16 protein-coding genes are annotated in these 15,956 nt (G+C 69.9%); 5 read left to right on the plus strand and 11 right to left on the minus strand.

Annotated features, from left to right (window positions below; translation table 11 throughout):
• Positions 1-92: 92 nt before the first annotated feature.
• Positions 93-1,523 (plus strand): SH3 domain-containing protein, encoded by a 1,431-nt coding sequence (locus JYJ93_RS33890; RefSeq protein ID WP_242544028.1) that lies wholly within the window; start codon positions 93-95, stop codon positions 1,521-1,523.
• 9 nt (positions 1,524-1,532) lie between these two features.
• Here JYJ93_RS33890 and JYJ93_RS33895 read toward each other — a convergent pair whose 3' ends face one another.
• Together JYJ93_RS33895 and JYJ93_RS33900 are read right to left on the minus strand one after the other, a co-directional pair.
• Positions 1,533-2,876, minus strand: a complete 1,344-nt coding sequence (locus tag JYJ93_RS33895; RefSeq protein WP_206798660.1) for a hypothetical protein — start codon at positions 2,874-2,876, stop codon at positions 1,533-1,535.
• A 204-nt stretch (positions 2,877-3,080) separates the two neighbouring features.
• The gene (locus tag JYJ93_RS33900) at positions 3,081-3,845 is read right to left on the minus strand and encodes an AraC family transcriptional regulator (protein ID WP_206798661.1); all 765 of its coding nucleotides are present in this window, start codon (positions 3,843-3,845) and stop codon (positions 3,081-3,083) included.
• Between the two features lie 109 nt (positions 3,846-3,954).
• On the opposite strand from JYJ93_RS33900, the gene JYJ93_RS33905 reads away from it, so the two are divergent.
• Complete coding sequence (locus JYJ93_RS33905; protein WP_206798662.1) at positions 3,955-4,716, plus strand: SDR family oxidoreductase; 762 nt, start codon at positions 3,955-3,957, stop codon at positions 4,714-4,716.
• 16 nt (positions 4,717-4,732) lie between these two features.
• Here JYJ93_RS33905 and JYJ93_RS33910 read toward each other — a convergent pair whose 3' ends face one another.
• The 6 genes from JYJ93_RS33910 to JYJ93_RS33935 form a co-directional block, all read right to left on the minus strand.
• On the minus strand, positions 4,733-5,179 hold the full coding sequence (locus tag JYJ93_RS33910) for a hypothetical protein (protein ID WP_206798663.1): 447 nt from the start codon (positions 5,177-5,179) through the stop codon (positions 4,733-4,735).
• A 62-nt stretch (positions 5,180-5,241) separates the two neighbouring features.
• Positions 5,242-5,676 (minus strand): DUF1801 domain-containing protein, encoded by a 435-nt coding sequence (locus JYJ93_RS33915; protein ID WP_206798664.1) that lies wholly within the window; start codon positions 5,674-5,676, stop codon positions 5,242-5,244.
• On the minus strand, positions 5,673-6,089 hold the full coding sequence (locus JYJ93_RS33920; RefSeq protein WP_206798665.1) for a DoxX family protein: 417 nt from the start codon (positions 6,087-6,089) through the stop codon (positions 5,673-5,675). The genes JYJ93_RS33915 and JYJ93_RS33920 overlap by 4 nt, the downstream gene beginning before the upstream one ends.
• Before the next feature lie 11 nt (positions 6,090-6,100).
• Positions 6,101-6,667: an SRPBCC family protein gene (locus JYJ93_RS33925; protein WP_206798666.1), complete on the minus strand. Its 567-nt coding sequence runs from the start codon at positions 6,665-6,667 to the stop codon at positions 6,101-6,103.
• Positions 6,664-7,002 (minus strand): metalloregulator ArsR/SmtB family transcription factor, encoded by a 339-nt coding sequence (locus tag JYJ93_RS33930; RefSeq protein WP_206798667.1) that lies wholly within the window; start codon positions 7,000-7,002, stop codon positions 6,664-6,666. The genes JYJ93_RS33925 and JYJ93_RS33930 overlap by 4 nt, the downstream gene beginning before the upstream one ends.
• A gap of 48 nt (positions 7,003-7,050) precedes the next feature.
• The gene (locus JYJ93_RS33935) at positions 7,051-7,656 is read right to left on the minus strand and encodes a glutathione S-transferase family protein (RefSeq protein ID WP_206798668.1); all 606 of its coding nucleotides are present in this window, start codon (positions 7,654-7,656) and stop codon (positions 7,051-7,053) included.
• Between the two features lie 103 nt (positions 7,657-7,759).
• Between JYJ93_RS33935 and JYJ93_RS33940 the strand changes: the two genes are divergently transcribed.
• The 3 genes from JYJ93_RS33940 to JYJ93_RS33950 all read left to right on the plus strand — a co-directional run bounded on the left by JYJ93_RS33940 (position 7,760) and on the right by JYJ93_RS33950 (position 10,604).
• Positions 7,760-8,653 carry a LysR family transcriptional regulator gene (locus JYJ93_RS33940; RefSeq protein ID WP_206798669.1) on the plus strand — a complete coding sequence of 298 codons (894 nt, stop codon included), beginning with the start codon at positions 7,760-7,762 and terminating at the stop codon, positions 8,651-8,653.
• A gap of 305 nt (positions 8,654-8,958) precedes the next feature.
• Entirely contained in the window at positions 8,959-9,258 is a 300-nt protein-coding gene (locus tag JYJ93_RS33945) for a hypothetical protein (RefSeq protein ID WP_206798670.1), read from the plus strand.
• A 101-nt stretch (positions 9,259-9,359) separates the two neighbouring features.
• Entirely contained in the window at positions 9,360-10,604 is a 1,245-nt protein-coding gene (locus tag JYJ93_RS33950; RefSeq protein WP_206798671.1) for a hypothetical protein, read from the plus strand.
• On the opposite strand, the gene JYJ93_RS33955 is transcribed toward JYJ93_RS33950, so the two are convergent.
• The 3 genes from JYJ93_RS33955 to JYJ93_RS33965 form a co-directional block, all read right to left on the minus strand.
• Positions 10,601-12,700 carry a hypothetical protein gene (locus JYJ93_RS33955; protein WP_269013091.1) on the minus strand — a complete coding sequence of 700 codons (2,100 nt, stop codon included), beginning with the start codon at positions 12,698-12,700 and terminating at the stop codon, positions 10,601-10,603. The genes JYJ93_RS33950 and JYJ93_RS33955 overlap by 4 nt on opposite strands.
• A gap of 70 nt (positions 12,701-12,770) precedes the next feature.
• The gene (locus JYJ93_RS33960) at positions 12,771-14,798 is read right to left on the minus strand and encodes a hypothetical protein (RefSeq protein WP_242544030.1); all 2,028 of its coding nucleotides are present in this window, start codon (positions 14,796-14,798) and stop codon (positions 12,771-12,773) included.
• A 33-nt stretch (positions 14,799-14,831) separates the two neighbouring features.
• On the minus strand, positions 14,832-15,707 hold the full coding sequence (locus tag JYJ93_RS33965) for a type II CAAX endopeptidase family protein (protein WP_206798673.1): 876 nt from the start codon (positions 15,705-15,707) through the stop codon (positions 14,832-14,834).
• Positions 15,708-15,956 lie beyond the last annotated feature (249 nt).

A 15,956-nucleotide genomic window follows, 5' to 3' on the forward strand; every position in this document is an offset into this window, starting at 1 on the left:
CACCGGCGACGCGGGCTCGTGCGAAATAGCCCCCACCGGGAGTTCGTTCTTCCGGAAGCAGAGCAACCGACCTTCAAGCGGGAGCAGCCCCCATGAGCCGCCTGTCCTTCCCTTCTCTTCATCCGTGGCGGATGCGGGCCCTCTCGCTCGCGGTGATGGGGGCCGCGGCCAGCCTCACCGCCTGCGCCACGCCGTCCGCGCTCGCGGTGTCTCCGTCCGGGGTGCCCGCGTTCAGCGAAGACATGCTGACGCCCGGGTTCTGGATCCGCCGCGCGCCGTCTCCCGATGCCGTGCTGCTCGATGCCGGGCAGGTGGCGGCGAAGCGCCTGCGCGCGTTCGGTCCGGAGGGCGGCCTGATCGACCTGAAGGGCATCCCGGCCACGCTGACGCGGGCACAGGTCTCCGACTGGGTCAGGGCCGCGCAGCGGACGCCCATCGAGGCGGCCATCGACGAACAGGGCCAGCCGGTGACGGAGGCGGTGCTCGACGGGCTCCGCCAGAACGCGGCGGCCGAGCACATTCCTGAAAGCGCCACCGCGCGCTACGGGCTCAGCGTGCGGCGCACGCACCTGCGGGCGCTGCCGTCCGACCGGCGGTTCTTCGCTTCGGAGGACTCCCGCGACTACGAAAGCCTCCAGGCCGGCATCCTGTTCCCGGGTGAGCCGGTCGTCATCGCGCACCAGAGCGCGGACCAGCAGTGGCTGTTCGTCCAGACGACGCAGGGCCCCGCGTGGGTGAAGCGCGGCGACATCGCGGAGGGCACGGCGGACGCGGTGTTCTCCTACGTGGCGAAAGCGCCCGGGCGCGTCGTCACGGGGGACCAGGTGCGCACGGTCTTCACGCCGGAGGCGCCGGGGGTGTCCGAGCTCGATCTCGACATGGGGGTCGCGCTGCCACATGCCGACGTGGCGCCCGGCGAGCCCGTCAACGGCGCCAGCAGCTATGCCTCCTGGCCGGTGCGACTGCCGGTGCGCGAAGAGGACGGCTCCCTGGCCTTCAAGAGCGCCCTGCTCCGCCGGACCGCCGACACCGCGCCGGGCTATCTGCCGCTGACGCGCGCCAACATCCTCCGCCAGTCCTTCAAGTTCCTCGGCGAGCGCTACGGCTGGGGGCACCAGTTCAATGCGCGCGATTGCAGCGGCCTGACCAGCGAGGTGTACCGAAGCATGGGGCTCCTCCTGCCGCCCAACTCCGGGATGCAGGGCAGGAGCGCGGCGCTGAATCACCGCCTCTTCACGGCGAAGGACTCACACGCCGACCGGATGCGCGCGCTGGAGCAGGCGGAGGTGGGCGACCTCGTCGTCGTCCCCGGCCATGTCCTGATGATCATCGGCCACGTGAACGGCGAGCCCTACGTCATCCAGGATGTCCCCTACGCCGTGTTCAAGGACCCGGCCACGCAGCAGGTCCGCAGGACGAAGCTCAATCAGGTGTCGGTCACCCCGCTGCTGCCCCTGTACGCCGACGACACGACCCTCTACGTGGACGCGATGACGAGCCTCGTGCACGTCACGCGCCCCTAGGTCCGGTCTTCAGTCCCGCAGGACCAGGTCGATGCCAACGAATGCCCTGGCGAGCCGCCCCTCCAGTGGCACCGAGACGTACACCCCTGGCTGCAGCGCGGTGAAGCCGTAGCGCGACATGGCGTATCGGAACGAGCCCCCAACGGAGTGATGGAAGGCGCTCTCCGAGCCGCGCTGCGCGTACCGGGCCCCCGCGACCTCCAACGTCGCGGCGAAAGAGGAGAGGCGGTAGGCGAGCCCCGCCCCCCATCGAGGGGAGAGCTGGAATCCCCTCTGGAAGGGAAGATACCCATCCACCCCCACGTCCAACCGGACGTCGCACGCGCAGACGTAGAGCGTGTGCAGGAAGGATGGGCCCACCCTTCCCCCCAGGGCCCCGGGCTGGAACAGCACGGCCTGCGTCGGACGCTGCGCCGCCACGCTCGCATTGAGGCCCGCCCCCAACGCGTCCTCGTCTCCGGTGGGGAGGAGCAGCGCGCTCTTGAGCACGAGCCAGTCGTCATAGCGCGCGAAGGAGGGGCTCCAGGCCCACGCCAATCCCACGTCGAGGTTGCTCAGGGCCGAGGCCGCCCTGGCTGCGCCCGTGAGCTTCGTCACGGAGCCGTCCGCGTACCACCCCAGGCGGTGTTTCCCCTCGAAGATGAACTGGCCGAAGAAATGGCTCACGGAGAGATCGAGCCGCACGGGGACACCATCCCCCCTGCCATCGAACAGCAAACCCGAAGCGATGGCCACGTTCCCGCGGCCATCGGCCTGCTCCAGCATGGCGAAGAACGGTCCGTAATCTCCTTCACGCGTGTCGTTATAGGAGGGCTGGATGAGCTCCAGCTCCTCCCGCGTCAGCCCCGTGGTGGCCGCCCACCGCTTCAGCAGCGGTGAGTCGATCTCCCGGATGAAGGCGTATTTGTACCCGGCGGCGATGGCCTCCGCGGCGGACCGGCCAAGGTCCTGCTCGAGCAGGAAGCCCACCGCGCAGATGCGTCCCGCCGAGTCGATGAAGGTGGGGCGCCGTGCATCCGGATGGCCGTCGTTCCGGGGGAACTCGCCCCGGCGGATGTAGGCCTCGAGCCGCTCGAGCTGGTGGGTCCTGGCGGCGAGCGCAGTGGCGGAGAGTCCCTCCGGGCGCCGCTGCCGCAGCAATCCCAGCACGTGCTCCAGATGGACGCGGATGCGCAGGTCCTCGTCATCCTCCTCCGTCGGAAGCCGACCGAAGCGCGCCTGGAAGCTCGCATCGCCGAGGATGAGGTTGACGGCGTCCGTGTGAACCGGCTCCGGCGCGGAGGGAGCTCCGCAAGCGAGGAAGCCAGCCATCAGCAGGACAGCGGACACAGCCCAGCGCGGCGACATCGGCATGGAGCAATTCCCTCAGGCTGAGATTGGAACGCTACACAGTCGAGCGACGCTCCGAACAGGCACCGCCTGATAAACAGGGAGGGGTTCAGCGCGGAAACATGGATTCGCCACCGGGGCGCGACAAGAGCGGCGCCATGCCCGCGGCGGTGCGGTGTCCGTCCCCGGTGAGCCAGAGGATGTCCGGCAGCGGCCCGGCCGCCAGGGTCACCCGCGCGTGTTGCCGAACCGTGCCGGCGTCGTTCCCACGATGCGCCGGAAGTGGCGGTTGAGCTGGCTCTGGTCGTAGAAGCCGACGCGCGTCGCGACCTCGGACGCGCGGAGGCCGCTTTCGAGCAACTCCTTCGCCCGCGCGATGCGCAGGTGCGTGAGGTACGCGTGCGGCGGCATCCCAATCTGTGCGCGGAACGCGCGGCACAGATGGAACTTGTCGTAGCCGGCGTGGGTGGAGAGGTCATCCAGCGTGATGACCTCCCCCAGGCGCTCGCGAAGGTACGCCATCGCCCGCCGCACCGGCCGGGTGTGGTCCGGCGTGGCGCCCCTCAAGACCGTGAACGCCTCCACGGCCTCCGCCACCGCGACCTCCAGCGTGAAGCGATCCGCGCCCGCGGCGACCGCATCATGGAGACGCTGGAAGAGAAGGCCCCGCTCGTCGCCGGGCTTGAAGTGGGGATGCGCGACGACCTTCCCTTCGTCACGGATGCGCTGGAGGTCGCTCTCCGGCAGCGCGACGGCCTGGTAGGTCACCGGCCCATCGTGCGCGACGTCGCGATACACGTCGCCGGGCTGCTTCAGGTGAATCGTGCCGGGCCCGCCCGTCCATACCCTGCCCCGCACCCACCACTCGCTGCGCCCACGCTCGATGCGCACGACCGCGTGGAACTCCTTCATGCCGACGCGGAGCTCGTCGGTCGTCAAGCGCGCGGCCCGGAGGCCAGGGACCGAAGCCGGGATCGCGTCGATGGAGAGCATCTCCTCAGTGTAGGGAGCTTCGGCGGCCCTCGCTTGGACATTCTTGGCGCGAAGTTTCCGCCAAGAACCGCCAAGCGCACGGGCCCCCGGGCTCCGTATTTCCCCGGGCATGAACGACAAACAAGTCGCCCTCGTCACCGGGGCCAACAAGGGTATCGGACTGCAGATCGCCAGGGACCTCGCCGCGCACGGCTTCACGGTGCTCGTCGGGTCACGTGACCTCGCCCGTGGCGAGGCGGCGGCGAAGACCATCGACGGTGACGCCCGGGCGCTCGCGCTGGACGTCACGGACGCGAAGTCGATCTCCGCCGCCGCGGAGCGCATCCGCCAGGAGCTGGGTCGCCTGGATGTGCTCGTGAACAACGCGGGCATCGCCCGTTCGGGCAGGGAGCCGGTCAAGCCAGGTCAGCCGCTGGCGGAGCGCGCGAAGGCGGGCCGTGCCACCGTCGCGCCGCTGGACGAGTTCCGCGCGGTGTTCGAGACGAACGTGTTCGGGGTCATCGCCGTCACGCAAGCGATGCTCCCGCTCCTGCGCGAATCCCCGGCGGGGCGCATCGTCAATGTCTCGAGCGGCGTCGGCTCGCTCACGAACAACTCGAACCCGGCGAACCCGTACCGCGCGATGTACGGGGTCTATTCGTCATCGAAGACGGCGCTCAACGCCATCACGCTCGCCTTCGCGGTGGACCTGGAATCCACCCGCATCAAGGTGAACGCCGTATGCCCCGGCTACACCGCCACGGACCTCAACAACTTCGAGGGCACCCGCACCGTCGAGCAGGCAGCGCGCGCCCCCGTGCGGCTCGCGCTGCTCGGTCCGGACGGGCCCACGGGCACGTACTCGGACGACCAGGGCGTCATCCCCTGGTGACGCGGGCGCCCCGCCCCTACAGGGGACGCAGGGAGGCCCGGTCGATCTCGACGGAGTCTTCCTCGTCCTCGTCATGGCCGGGCGAGGCTTCGTTGGCGCGGAAGCGCTTCCCGTCGGGCGTGACGAGGAACCAGGAGGTGGCGACCGCCGGGTCGTCCGCAGGAGGCGAGACGAGGACCTCCTCGCCCAGCAGCGCCGCGACCCGGGTGGCAACCTCCAGCGAGGTGAGCCCGGAGGCTCCACCCGTGCGCGAGGCATCCACGTAGAGGGTCACATCCGTGCGGAACCCCTTGGACCGCAGCGCGGTCTCGACGAGCACCGCCGCATCCGAGGGGCCATCCACGTCGAAGCGCGCCACACCGCCGGGAGGGAGCCCGAGCGCGCGGCCGACGCCGTCGAAGAGGCGCTCTTCCCCCACGGCACCCCGGACGATGAATCCGAAGACCTGTCTTTCGGGCTGCATGTCTCTCCCGCTCAACCCGCTTTGTGTGCCTTGAGCGCGGCCGTCCGCGAAGCCTCTCACAGTTACTTCGGAGCGGGCTTGCGCTTCGCCCGCGAGGCATTGGGCTTGTTGGCCTTGCTCTCCAGGTTGAGCACCACCGCGGCGCGGATGAGCGCCTTGAAGGCCGTCTCGTTGAGCTTCTCGCCTTCGTGGATGTCGATGGCGCGCCGCGCGTTCCCTTCCAGGCTGGAGTTGAAGAGCCCGGCGGGGTCCGCCAACGCGGCGCCCTTCAGGAACGTCAGCTTCACGGCGGCCTTGTAGGACTCCCCCGTGCAGATGATGCCGTCATGGGACCAGACGGGGGTGCCCATCCACTTCCACTCCTCGATGACCTCGGGGTCCGCCGCGTGGATGAGCGCACGCACCTTCGCGAGCGTCTTCCCACGCCAGTCCCCCAGGTCCTGGATCCGCTGGTCGATCAACGCGGACGCGGACTCCGTCGCGACGGTCTTCTTCATGCCCGCACCGCCTGCAGCCTGCGCCAGGAGACATACGAGAGCCCCCAGAGCACGCTGGTGAATGCCGCGAAGCCCCACGCCTCCGGGCCGTCCCCCACCACGAAGTGGGCGATGAGCGCCGACACGAGGTTGATGGCGAAGCCGGCGTAGGCCCACTCCTTGAGCCGCCACGGCACCGGCGCGACCAGCACCAGCAACCCGAGGACCTTGGCCCACGCCAGCTCCACGCGGAAGTAGCCGGGGAAGCCCAGGCGGGTGAACCCGTCCGCCGCGTCCTTCAGGTTCAACTGTGCGTAGGCGGTGAAGCCCATCTCCAGACAGAAGAGCGCGGTGGCGATCCAGAAGGTGAGGGTCACGGCTTTGGGGGACGTCCTGGCGGCGACGAGCGCCGACGGAGGCAGGGTCGATTCCATGGTGTGCTCCTTCACTGCTGGGGTTTGCTCGCCTTCCAGGCGGGGTTCTGGACTCCGAACTGCTCGGCGTACTCGGAGCTCAAGCGCTGCCAGTCGTACTGCATCGCATCCGGCCCCACGATGCGGCCCAGCGGGTCGCCCGCGAGGAGCTGGTCGAGCACGTCGAAGCAGATGTGCCAGCCCGCGGCGCCCCACGAGATGAAGCCCCGGTCGATGTTGTGCCAGAGCGTGAGCCGGGTGCCGCCCGCGCCCGTCGCCTCCAGCTCCCAGCGCAGGTCCTGCGGCCCCCAGCTGTACTCGAGCAGCTTCGGCGCTTCGGCCCGCTTCACGGTCGTCTCCGCGACCATCGGCGTCGGCGCCTTGGCAGTGGAGAGCTTCACCGGCCCCACGCTGGCCATGTTCCGGTCCGCGTCGAACGGCGCCCATTGGGCCAGGTGCGCGGGGTCGGTCAATGCCTGCCACACCTTCGCCGGGGGATGACGCAGGTCCCGGACGAGGACGAGCGTCCACTTCTCGCCTTCCTTCTGGACCCGCGCTCCGGCCGCGGGGCCGGGCGTGTACTTCGCACGGTGGCTCATCGCTTCTTTCCCTTCTTGGGTTCGGGTTCGGAGTCCATCCGGTCGAGATGGCGTTCGAGCGCGTCCAGGTGCACCGTCCAGAAGCGCCGGAATGGCGCGAGCCATTCATCGACCTCCATGAGCGGCTCCGGCCGGATGCGGTAGACGCGCCGCTGCGCATCGATGCGCGACTCCACGAAGCCGGCGTCGCGCAGCACGCGCAGGTGCTTGGACACCGACGTCTGGGGCATCCGTAGCTGGTGCTCGATTTCGCCGACGGAGTGCTCCGACGCCGCCAGCAGGCTCAGGATGGCCCGGCGGTTCGGCTCCGCGATGATCGCGAACGTTGAATCCATGGGGCGTATATACCCATCGGGTCATATGCCCGTCAAGACATATACGACCTACCCGGCAACGGCCCTGCGCACCGCGGGGCGTTGCGAGTGGCGCCTGACGTACGCCACCAGTCCCGGATGCCCGCCGAGCAGCATCAGCGTGTTCGCGAGGTGGAGGATGGAAGCCATCACCACATCGGCGGCGGTGAAGGCCTCCCCCACGAGGAACTCACGGCCGCCGAGTCCCCGCTGGATGAGGTCGAGCGCCGCCGTGAGCCGGGCCCGGAGCTTCGCGGCCTCTCCTTCCGGGACTTCGCGCGTCCCCGGCGACTGCGCGTCCCGGTAGAACTCCATCACCACGGGGTCGAGGCTCAACTCGGCGAAGGCCATCCAGCCGTAATAGGGCCCCCGCTCCGCGCTCCCCACCGGCGGCGCCAGGTGCTTCTCCGGGAACCGGTCGGCCAGGTGCAGACAGATGGACAGGGAGTCCAGCAACGTCACGTCCCCGTCCACCAGGGCGGGGAGGTCTCCCAGCGGATGCACCGCCAGGTACTCGGGGGTGGTGTTCTCCTGCCGGGCGAGGTCGAGCCGGGCCAGCTCGTAGGGCACGCCAAGCTCTTCCAGGAGCCAGCGGGGACGGACCGCTCGGGTCCTGGGAGCGAAGTAGAGCTTCATGGGTGGCACTCCTGGGGTTGCGTGAGGCCTCACCATGCGGCCGCCGGAGTGCCCGGACAATGCGGCCCCGGACGAACTCATTGTCAGGCTAGGCTTGACGCCCATGATTCCACCGGCCGACATGGTCCTCTTCGCGACGGTCGTCCGCGAGGAGAGCTTCACCCGCGCGGCGCTCAAGCTCGGCATCACCAAGCAGACCGTCAGCGAGCGCATCCGCCATCTGGAGGAGCGGCTGGGCGTGCGGCTCCTCGAGCGGACCACGCGGCGGCTGCGCGTGACGGGAGCCGGCGTGACGTACTCCGAGCGCTGCGCCGCCATCGCCGCGCTCATCGAGGAGGCGAACAGCGAGGTGCAGCAGGGCAAGGCGGATCCCTCCGGGCTGATACGGGTCTCCTCGCCGGTGCTCTACGGGCGGCGCTACCTCACCCCGGTCATCTCGAGGTTCCTCGGCCGCTATCCCCAGGCGCGGGTGGAGCTGGTGCTGGCGGACCGCCGGGTCCACCTCATCGAAGAGGGATTCGACGTCGCCATCCACATCGGCCCGCTCACGGATTCATCGCTCGTGGCGCGAAAGCTGGGAGAGGGCGCGGTCCGCTTCGTGGCGAGCCCCCGCTTCCTGTCGAAGCACGGCACCCCGACCGCCCGGGAGCTTGGCTCCGCGCGCTGCATTGGCTTCAGCGCCTTCGAGACGTGGGAGGCCGAGGGCGTGAAGTCCCGCATCGATCCGGTCCTGATGGTGAATGACAGCGAGCTCGCGTGCGAGGCCGCCATCGCGGGGGTCGGCATCGCGCGGGTGCCCGAGATTCTCTGCCAGGAGGCCCTCCGGGACGGCCGGCTGAAGTCCCTCTTCGGCCCCCGGCCCGCGGCGATGCGGCCCATCCATGTCGTCTATCCCAGCCGGTTGAACCTTCCGAACAAGGTCCGGCTCTTCGTGGATGCCCTGGCCACGCTGGCCGAGCCGGCTCCGTCGAAGTCCCGTGGACGGAAGCGGAAGTGAGGCTCACTTTGGGCGCGGTCATGAAGATCTCCCCCAGCCGACCATAAACGCAACACAGTTGCATTTAAATCCATGGCGCAGTACCTGGAGTCCCTCATTCGCCTTGGAGCACGCCCATGTCTGAATCGGCCCCCAGCGCAGTCACGACGGAGGCGTGTCTCCCCGATGCGTCCTGTGACTGCATCCACCATCGTGTCGCCCCTGTCTCTGGAGGGGCCAGTGGCCGCTGGGTTTCATGGATCCCGCTCCTGGCCTGTGCCGTGTGCCCGGGGCACCTTTCGGCCTATGCGCAGGTGCTGTCCTTCGTGGGGATCGGCGTCTCGCTGTCCGAGTCTTCCCATCTGCTCCTCCTGGGAGTGGCCGTCTCACTGTCGCTCGCGGTGAATGCGTGGAGGGCGTGGCGCCTCCGCCGCCTGGCGCCGCTTGCCCTTTCAGGAGCCGGTGGCGGGCTGCTCGTCCTCAGTCATGTGCTGGATGAGAATGTGCTGCTGCTCTGGAGCGGCGTCGCGGTGCTGCTGGGAGGGGTTCTCTGGGAGCGCCAGCCATGGCGGCGATTCCCGGTGCGCCGCGCGTCCCCGGCCCTGGCCTCGGCGAAGGCTTCGTGACTTTCAGCGCAGGTGCGAATTAGAACGTCTCGCGGGCGACGCGCAGCTCCGCGCCAGACCCTGGCAGCGGCCATGTATCCTCGCGGGACCTCGCTTCCGTCATGGCCCCTGCCCGTCCCTCCTCGCTCGCCCGGCTCGCGGCCCTGGCCGTCATGCTCTCCAGCGGGGTGGCGCTCGCGGACAACCCGCCGCTCACCAGCTCGAACTACGCCATCGACGTGTATCAGGGGCCGGTGCTGGCGCCGGTGCGGGTGTCGGGCCTGGCTGGCGCGTACGCGCCCATCGCGGAGGGCGTCGAGGGCATCAGCGTCAACACGGCCGCTCCGGCGGTGCGCTCGCTCTATTCGTCCAAGCACGTCGACTACGACCTGTCGCTGGCCTTCACGTTTCCCAGCTCGCTGCGCGACACCGACTTCGACAACAACGGCGCGGTGGGCTTCGCCAACGACGACTTCATCTTCACCCAGCTTGGCGGGCTGATTCAGTGGGGCCCCTGGGGACTGGGCGGCGCCGCGTCGATGCAGACCTACGCCCTGGGCGAGGACGCGAATGGACAGCTCCTCAACCTGGGCATGACCCGCTTCCAGTTCCAGCTCGCTCGCGGCTTTCTGGACGGCGAGCTGACGGTGGGCGTGGGGCTGCGCGCGGTCGTCCTGGAGATCAACACCGCCGAGGACGCGAACAACAAGTTCGCCAGCATGTTCGGCGGCAACCTGGAGGCCGGTGCCCTCTGGACGCCCATGGGGCTGCCGCTGCGCGCCGCGCTCACCCTCCGCGCGCCCGTCCAGGGAGGCCTCACTCCAGGCGGCCCGACCACCGCGGACGAGGCGGGCAACGTGAAGGTCGCCGGCCTCTACCTGCCCTCTTCCGTCCGGCTCCCCTGGGAGATTGAAGCGGGCGTCGCCTGGCAGTTCGGAGACCGGCCGCTCCAGCTGCCGTGGGGCCCGGACCGCGCGGAACGCTACAGGGCCCTGCCGCGCTCGAAGCTGCTGCTGACCGGCTCCGTGCTCATCAGCGGCGCCGTGCCGAATGCCATCGGCTTCGACTCCTTCCTGTCGCAGCAGTTGGAGCGCTCCGGGCAGCGCCTTTCCATTTCACCCCGCCTCGGCGCGGAGTGGGAGCCGCTCGAGAACCGGCTCCAGCTGCGCGCGGGCAGCTACCTGGAGCCCAGCCGCTTCGACACCGCCGGGGCGCGCCTGCATGGCACCGCCAGCGCGGAGCTGCGGCTGTTCCAATGGTCCGTCTTCGGTCTGTTCTCGCCCGACACCTCGTGGCGCGTCAGCGGCTTCGCCGACGTGTCCCGCCTCTACTTCGGCTGGGGCTTCGGCGTGGGCACCTGGCATTAGCCCTCGGGCGTTTCGAGCGGCACCGCCGGTCCAATCCAGAGGATGTCCCGGAAGGACAGCAGCCGCTCGCGGTACGAGCCGATGGGGGCGCGTGGGTGGAGGAGGATTCCCTCGTCGGAGACCTCCAGCAGGGCCCCGAGCGCGTACCACGTCCCGGACTGCGTCTGGCGCAGCATCACCCCCTTGCCGAGATACGGCGTGAGGTTGGCGCGGTTGATGGCGGGGCCGTGCGTGAACACGGGGTCGGCCCGGTAATGATCCAGGGGCCGCGTGGGGGCCTGGTATTGCCTCAGGAATCCCCACTTCCCGTGCCGGGCGTCTCTGGCCGCCAGCGTCTCGTTTTCGGGCACGGGGACGTGCCGCTCCTCGAACGCGGCCTCCGCCTGGGGCTCGACGAGCGAAAGTGCCCCGGACTCCCAGGACGCATGCCGGGTCCCCTCGGCCCAGCGCCAGGGCCAGGCATGGCGTCCTCCTACCGAGAACATCAGCCGGGGCTCCAGCTTCTCCCGCGAGCCCGGGGGACACTCCACGGTGCCGTCCGACTGCGCTCGCGTGAAGTCCCAGCCGCGCTCGGTCGGGATGAACCGCGCGACTTCGTCCGGCCAGGGATTCCAGTCGCTCGGGGGCGGCACGCGGCCCGGCTCCAGCTCCAACGAGGAGCGGAAGCGCTGCTCGCCGGTGTTCACGTCCCAGAAGGCGATGGCATGGGGTCCCGTCCCCACGAGCGTGCCGTCCGCGCCCCAGGCAAGTCCGTCGATGCCGTTGGCGCCCTCGAGCCGCCGGAGCATCTTGGGCGAGGCCCCCACCTTCCACAGCTCGACCTTGAGTCCCTCCCGCTTCCACGGCTCGGCCATGCCGCCCTCACGCAGCAGGCATGCGCCCATGGAGCCATCCGGCGACCAGGCCCACCGGCCCAGATCGCCGCTCTTGATGGACAATCCGAACGAACGGCGCTTCAGGTCCATCTGGCACAGGAACTTGCCGTTCTCGAAGATGAGGACCTGCGGGAACTCGTAGCCGTTGAGGAGCACGGCCAGGCGCCGGCCATCGCTGGACCAGACGTATTCCTCGACCGAGAGAATGCGCGCTCCGAAGTCCTTGCTCAGCTCGGACACCGTGCGGCCGGTGTGTCCGTTGGCGAGCCGGGACGGCTCCGCGCCGTAGGCCAGTCGGGCACCGTCCGGCGAAAACGCCACCGGCAGCTTCAGGTCATCGAAGCGGTACTGGAGGTCGCCGCTTTGCACGTCGATGACGAAGGCGGACGGATGGGCGTCCTGGCCCGAGTCGTCGTGTTTGCAATAGCCATGGATGCGGGAGCCATCCGGGCTCCACCGCACCCAGGCATGCGGCTGCGACTTCGAAGGCCTTCCGTCCAGCCGGGCCGGGCACCAGCGAAGGCCTTCACTGTCCTCGTTGACCCTGGCGCCCTCCCGGAACGGGACGATGCAGCCCAGCGCGCCGTCCGGCCCGGGGGTGGAGATGAACAGCTGGGTTTCATCCGGAGACCAGCACCAGGCGGGCAGGTGCCCCGTGTTCGCCACGTGGGCGGGATTGCTCACGGACCCGCCGGGGGGCGAGCCCCAGCGCCGGGTGACGTCCGCGGTGAAGGAAGGCAGCGTCCCGGCGAAGGCCCGCAGCACGCCGATGACGACGTTGTCCAGGATGACGCCCAGCCACGCTCCCGACGGCGACCACTGGAGGCAGGAGGGCTCCCGCGCCGAGCCGACCAGCGTCGTCTCGAACCCGACGGCGTCGACCACGCGCCCCGTCGCCAGCTCCCAGATGCGCACGTCGCCCCCGTGCGATTCGTCGAGGCGGTTGCTCGCGATGGCCAGATGGCGTCCATCCGGGCTGAGCGCGAAGCAGCGCTGCATGCCGATGTAGCGCGGGGTCTCCACGAGCCGCGCCCCGGCGGCCAGGACCTTCTCCGAGAAGCGCCGGTGGACGTCCGTGAGTCCGCGCTCGCGCTCCAGCCGGAGGAGCCGTTCGCGCAGCGCCGCAAGGTCCCGGCCGGGCTCGAAGTTTCCGAAGTCGGCCTGCTCCAGCAGCGCTTCGAGCTCCGCGTCGGAGCATTGGGCCAGCGAGGTGAGGGTCACGAAGGGTCCTGGCATTGGACCGACGATACCGCCGCCACCCTGCCCGCGGCAGCCCCTCCGAGTGCATGCGTCACGGCCCGGTCGCCGGGCCCTCGAGCGCCACCGCCGGCCCCACCCACGCAATCTCGTCGTAGGGCAGCACCGGATCGCGGTTTGACCTGGGCGAAGGGCAAGGAGGGTCGAGCAGGAGTCCCTTCTCCGTGGCCTCACGCAGGACCCCGATGGCATTGCTCGACCCGAGCAGGCGCAGCAGCAGTGTCTGGCCCACATACGGCGCGAGGTTGTCGCGGCGGATGGCGGAGAGAAACATGAAGGCTGGCTCGGCCCGGTAGAGGCCTGGCTGCTTGTCGGGGACCTGGGGCGCGACGGGAGCGGGGGCGTTGTCCTCCCACCGCGCATGCCGGGTCCCGACGGCCCAGCGCCAGGGCCAGGCATGGCGCCCCTCCACGGAGAACATCAGCCGCGTCGCGAGCTCCGCCCGCGAGCCCGGGGGACACACCACGGTGCCGTCCGGCTCCACCCGCGTGAAGTCCCAGCCGCGCTCGGTCGGGATGAACCGCGCGGTTGCGTCCGGCCAGGGGTTCCAGGCGTCCGGGGGCGGCACGCGTCCCGGCTCCAGTTCGGACGAAGCCCGGAAGCGAGGCTGTCCGGTCGTCACGTCCCAGAAGGCGAGGTCATCCTGGCCCGTCGCCACGAGCGTGTCGTCCGCGCCCCAGGCCAGTCCGTTGATGTGGCCGGCGTACTCGAGCCTCCGGAGGAACCCGGGCGCGGGCCCCACCGTCCACACTTCGATCCCCCCTTGGGTCTCTTCCCTGTACGGGTTGTTCTCCCTCGTCAGGCATGCGCCCATGGAACCATCCGGAGACCAGGCCCAGCGGAGCAGGTCATGGCTCCAGGAGGACCGCCCGAGATAACGGCCCTTCAGGTCCACCACGCACAGAAGCTGGCCCTCCTCGAAGATGAAGGCCTTGGGGTGGTCGTACTCGTTGACGAGGACGGCCAGTCGCCGGCCATCACGGGACCAGACGCATTCAGCGACCGAGTGGATGTGCACACGGGCGCGCCTGGCCAGGTTGGCCATCGTCTGGCCCGTGTAGCCGTTGGCGAGCCGGGGCGGGTCCTCTCCGTAGGCCAGGCGGGCACCGTCCGGCGAAAACGCCACCGGCAGCTTCAGTTCATCGAAACGGTACTGGAGGTCGCCGCTTTGCACGTCGATGACGGAGGCGGACGGATGGGCGTCCTGGCCCGAGTCGGGGTGCCGCTCGAGCACGTACTCGTGTTTGCAATAGCCATGGATGCGGGAGCCATCCGGGCTCCACCGCACCCAGGTATGCGGCTGCGATCTCGAAGGCCGTCCGTCCAACCGGGCCGCACACCAGCGAAGGCCTTCACTGTCCTCGTTGATCCGGGCCCCTTCCTGGAACGGGACGATGCAGCCCAGCGCGCCGTCCGGCCCGGGGGTGGAGATGAACAGCCGGGTTTCATCCGGAGACCAGCACCACGCGGGCAGGTGCCCCTGGTCCTTCGAGTGTTCGGGATTGATGACAGCCCACGCGGGCGGCGAGCCCCAGCGCCGGGTGACGTCGGCGGTGAAGCAAGGCGGGGCTCCGGCGAAGGCTCGCAGCACGCCGACGATGACGCCGTCCAGGATGACGCCGAGCCACTGCCCCGACGGCGACCATTGGAGACAGGAAGGATCCCCTCCCGACCCGACCCTCGTCGATTCGAACCCGACGGCGTCAACCATGCGCCCTGTCGCCAGCTCCCAGATGCGCACGTCTCCACCGTGCGATCCGTCGAACCGGTTGCTCGCGATGGCCAGATGGCGTCCATCCGGGCTGAGCGCGAAGGCGCTCTGCGTGCCGATGTAGCGCGGGGTCTCCACGAGCCGTGCTCCCGCGGCCAGCACCTTGTCGGAGAGGCGCCGGTGGACCTCCGTGATGCCGTGCTCGCGTTCCAGGCGGAGGAGCCGTTCGCGCAGCGGCGCGAGGTCCCGGCCGGGCACGAAGCCGCTGAAGTCGGCCTGTTCCGCCAGCGCTTCGAGCTCCGCGTCGGAGCAGTCCGTCCACTGCGAGGGATTGTCGAAGGGTCCTGGCATTGGACCGACGATACCGCCGGAAGCCCGGGACCTTCAGAGTCTCTCCATGGGCGGCGGCCGTGGGCATGCGCCGCCTTCCGGGTCCGGACCGGGGGCCACCGGTGCGCGCCGGCGCACCAGTGCCCACGCGACCGTGATGACGCAGGCCATGGCGGCGAAGCTGAGCGCCAGCACGACGTCCGGGCGGAGCGCGTCGCGGAGCTCCGCCCGGGCCAGGAAAGCGCCCAGCACGCCCGAGGACGCGTTGAACATCGCGTGCAGCACCATGGCCACGAGCACGCTGCCACCGGCGAGCTCGAAGCCCAGGCTCATGATGAAGGCCAGACCGGTGACGAGCAGCGTGTAGACCCAGAGGGGACTGCCGCCCCAGCGGGGCACGAGGAACAGGGGCAGGTGCCACAGCGCCCATGACAGCCCCAGCAGCAGCGTGGCGCGGAAGGGCCCATACCGCGCCTGGAGCCGGGGCAGCGCGAAGCCCCGCCAGCCGGGCTCCTCCCCCACGGGCCCCGCCATCCACAGCGCGCGCAGGGTGCCCTGGGGATAGAGCCCCAGCGCGGACCACTCGAGCAGCGACACGCCGCCCCGGTTCAGCCACAGCCCCGGAAGCACCACGAAGGCCAGCGCCACCGTCAGCGCGCCCGCGCCAAGCCCCACCGCCAGGCCCTTCCAGGACGGCACCCACCGGACGACGCGGACGTTTCCCCAGCCGAGCCACTGCACGCACAGCGCCGCCAGTAGGGGCGCGTAGCTGCCGGGCAGCGTGAGCCACAGGCCCACTTCGAATGGCAGCAAGCCGACCCCGGAGCGGGAGAGGACCAGGGGCGCCCACAGAGCCCACGCGATGCCGTAGGCGAGCAGGAAGAAGCAGGCCAGCGGCCTGCTTCGCGCAAGTGAGGACAGGCGGTGCATGGCTCGGCTCCCGCGTTTGGAGGCGGGAGGAGCATAGCGCCGCTCACGGGCGCATCAGGACTCCTGGAGGAAGCCCCGGATGCGCGCTGCCCGCGGAGACGGAGACCCTGTCCGTCCGCTTGGGCACCCCGGCCGGGAGGAGGCGGCCAGCATCCACGCCGTTCTGGCCCTTGCCCAGCTGAAGCCGGCGCCCCGAAGCGCCAGCACCGCCGGCAATGCCAGCTGGAGGCGAAGCCCCATCCATCGATT

It is taken from the genome of Corallococcus sp. NCSPR001 (assembly GCF_017309135.1).
Taxonomy (GTDB): Bacteria; Myxococcota; Myxococcia; order Myxococcales; family Myxococcaceae; genus Corallococcus.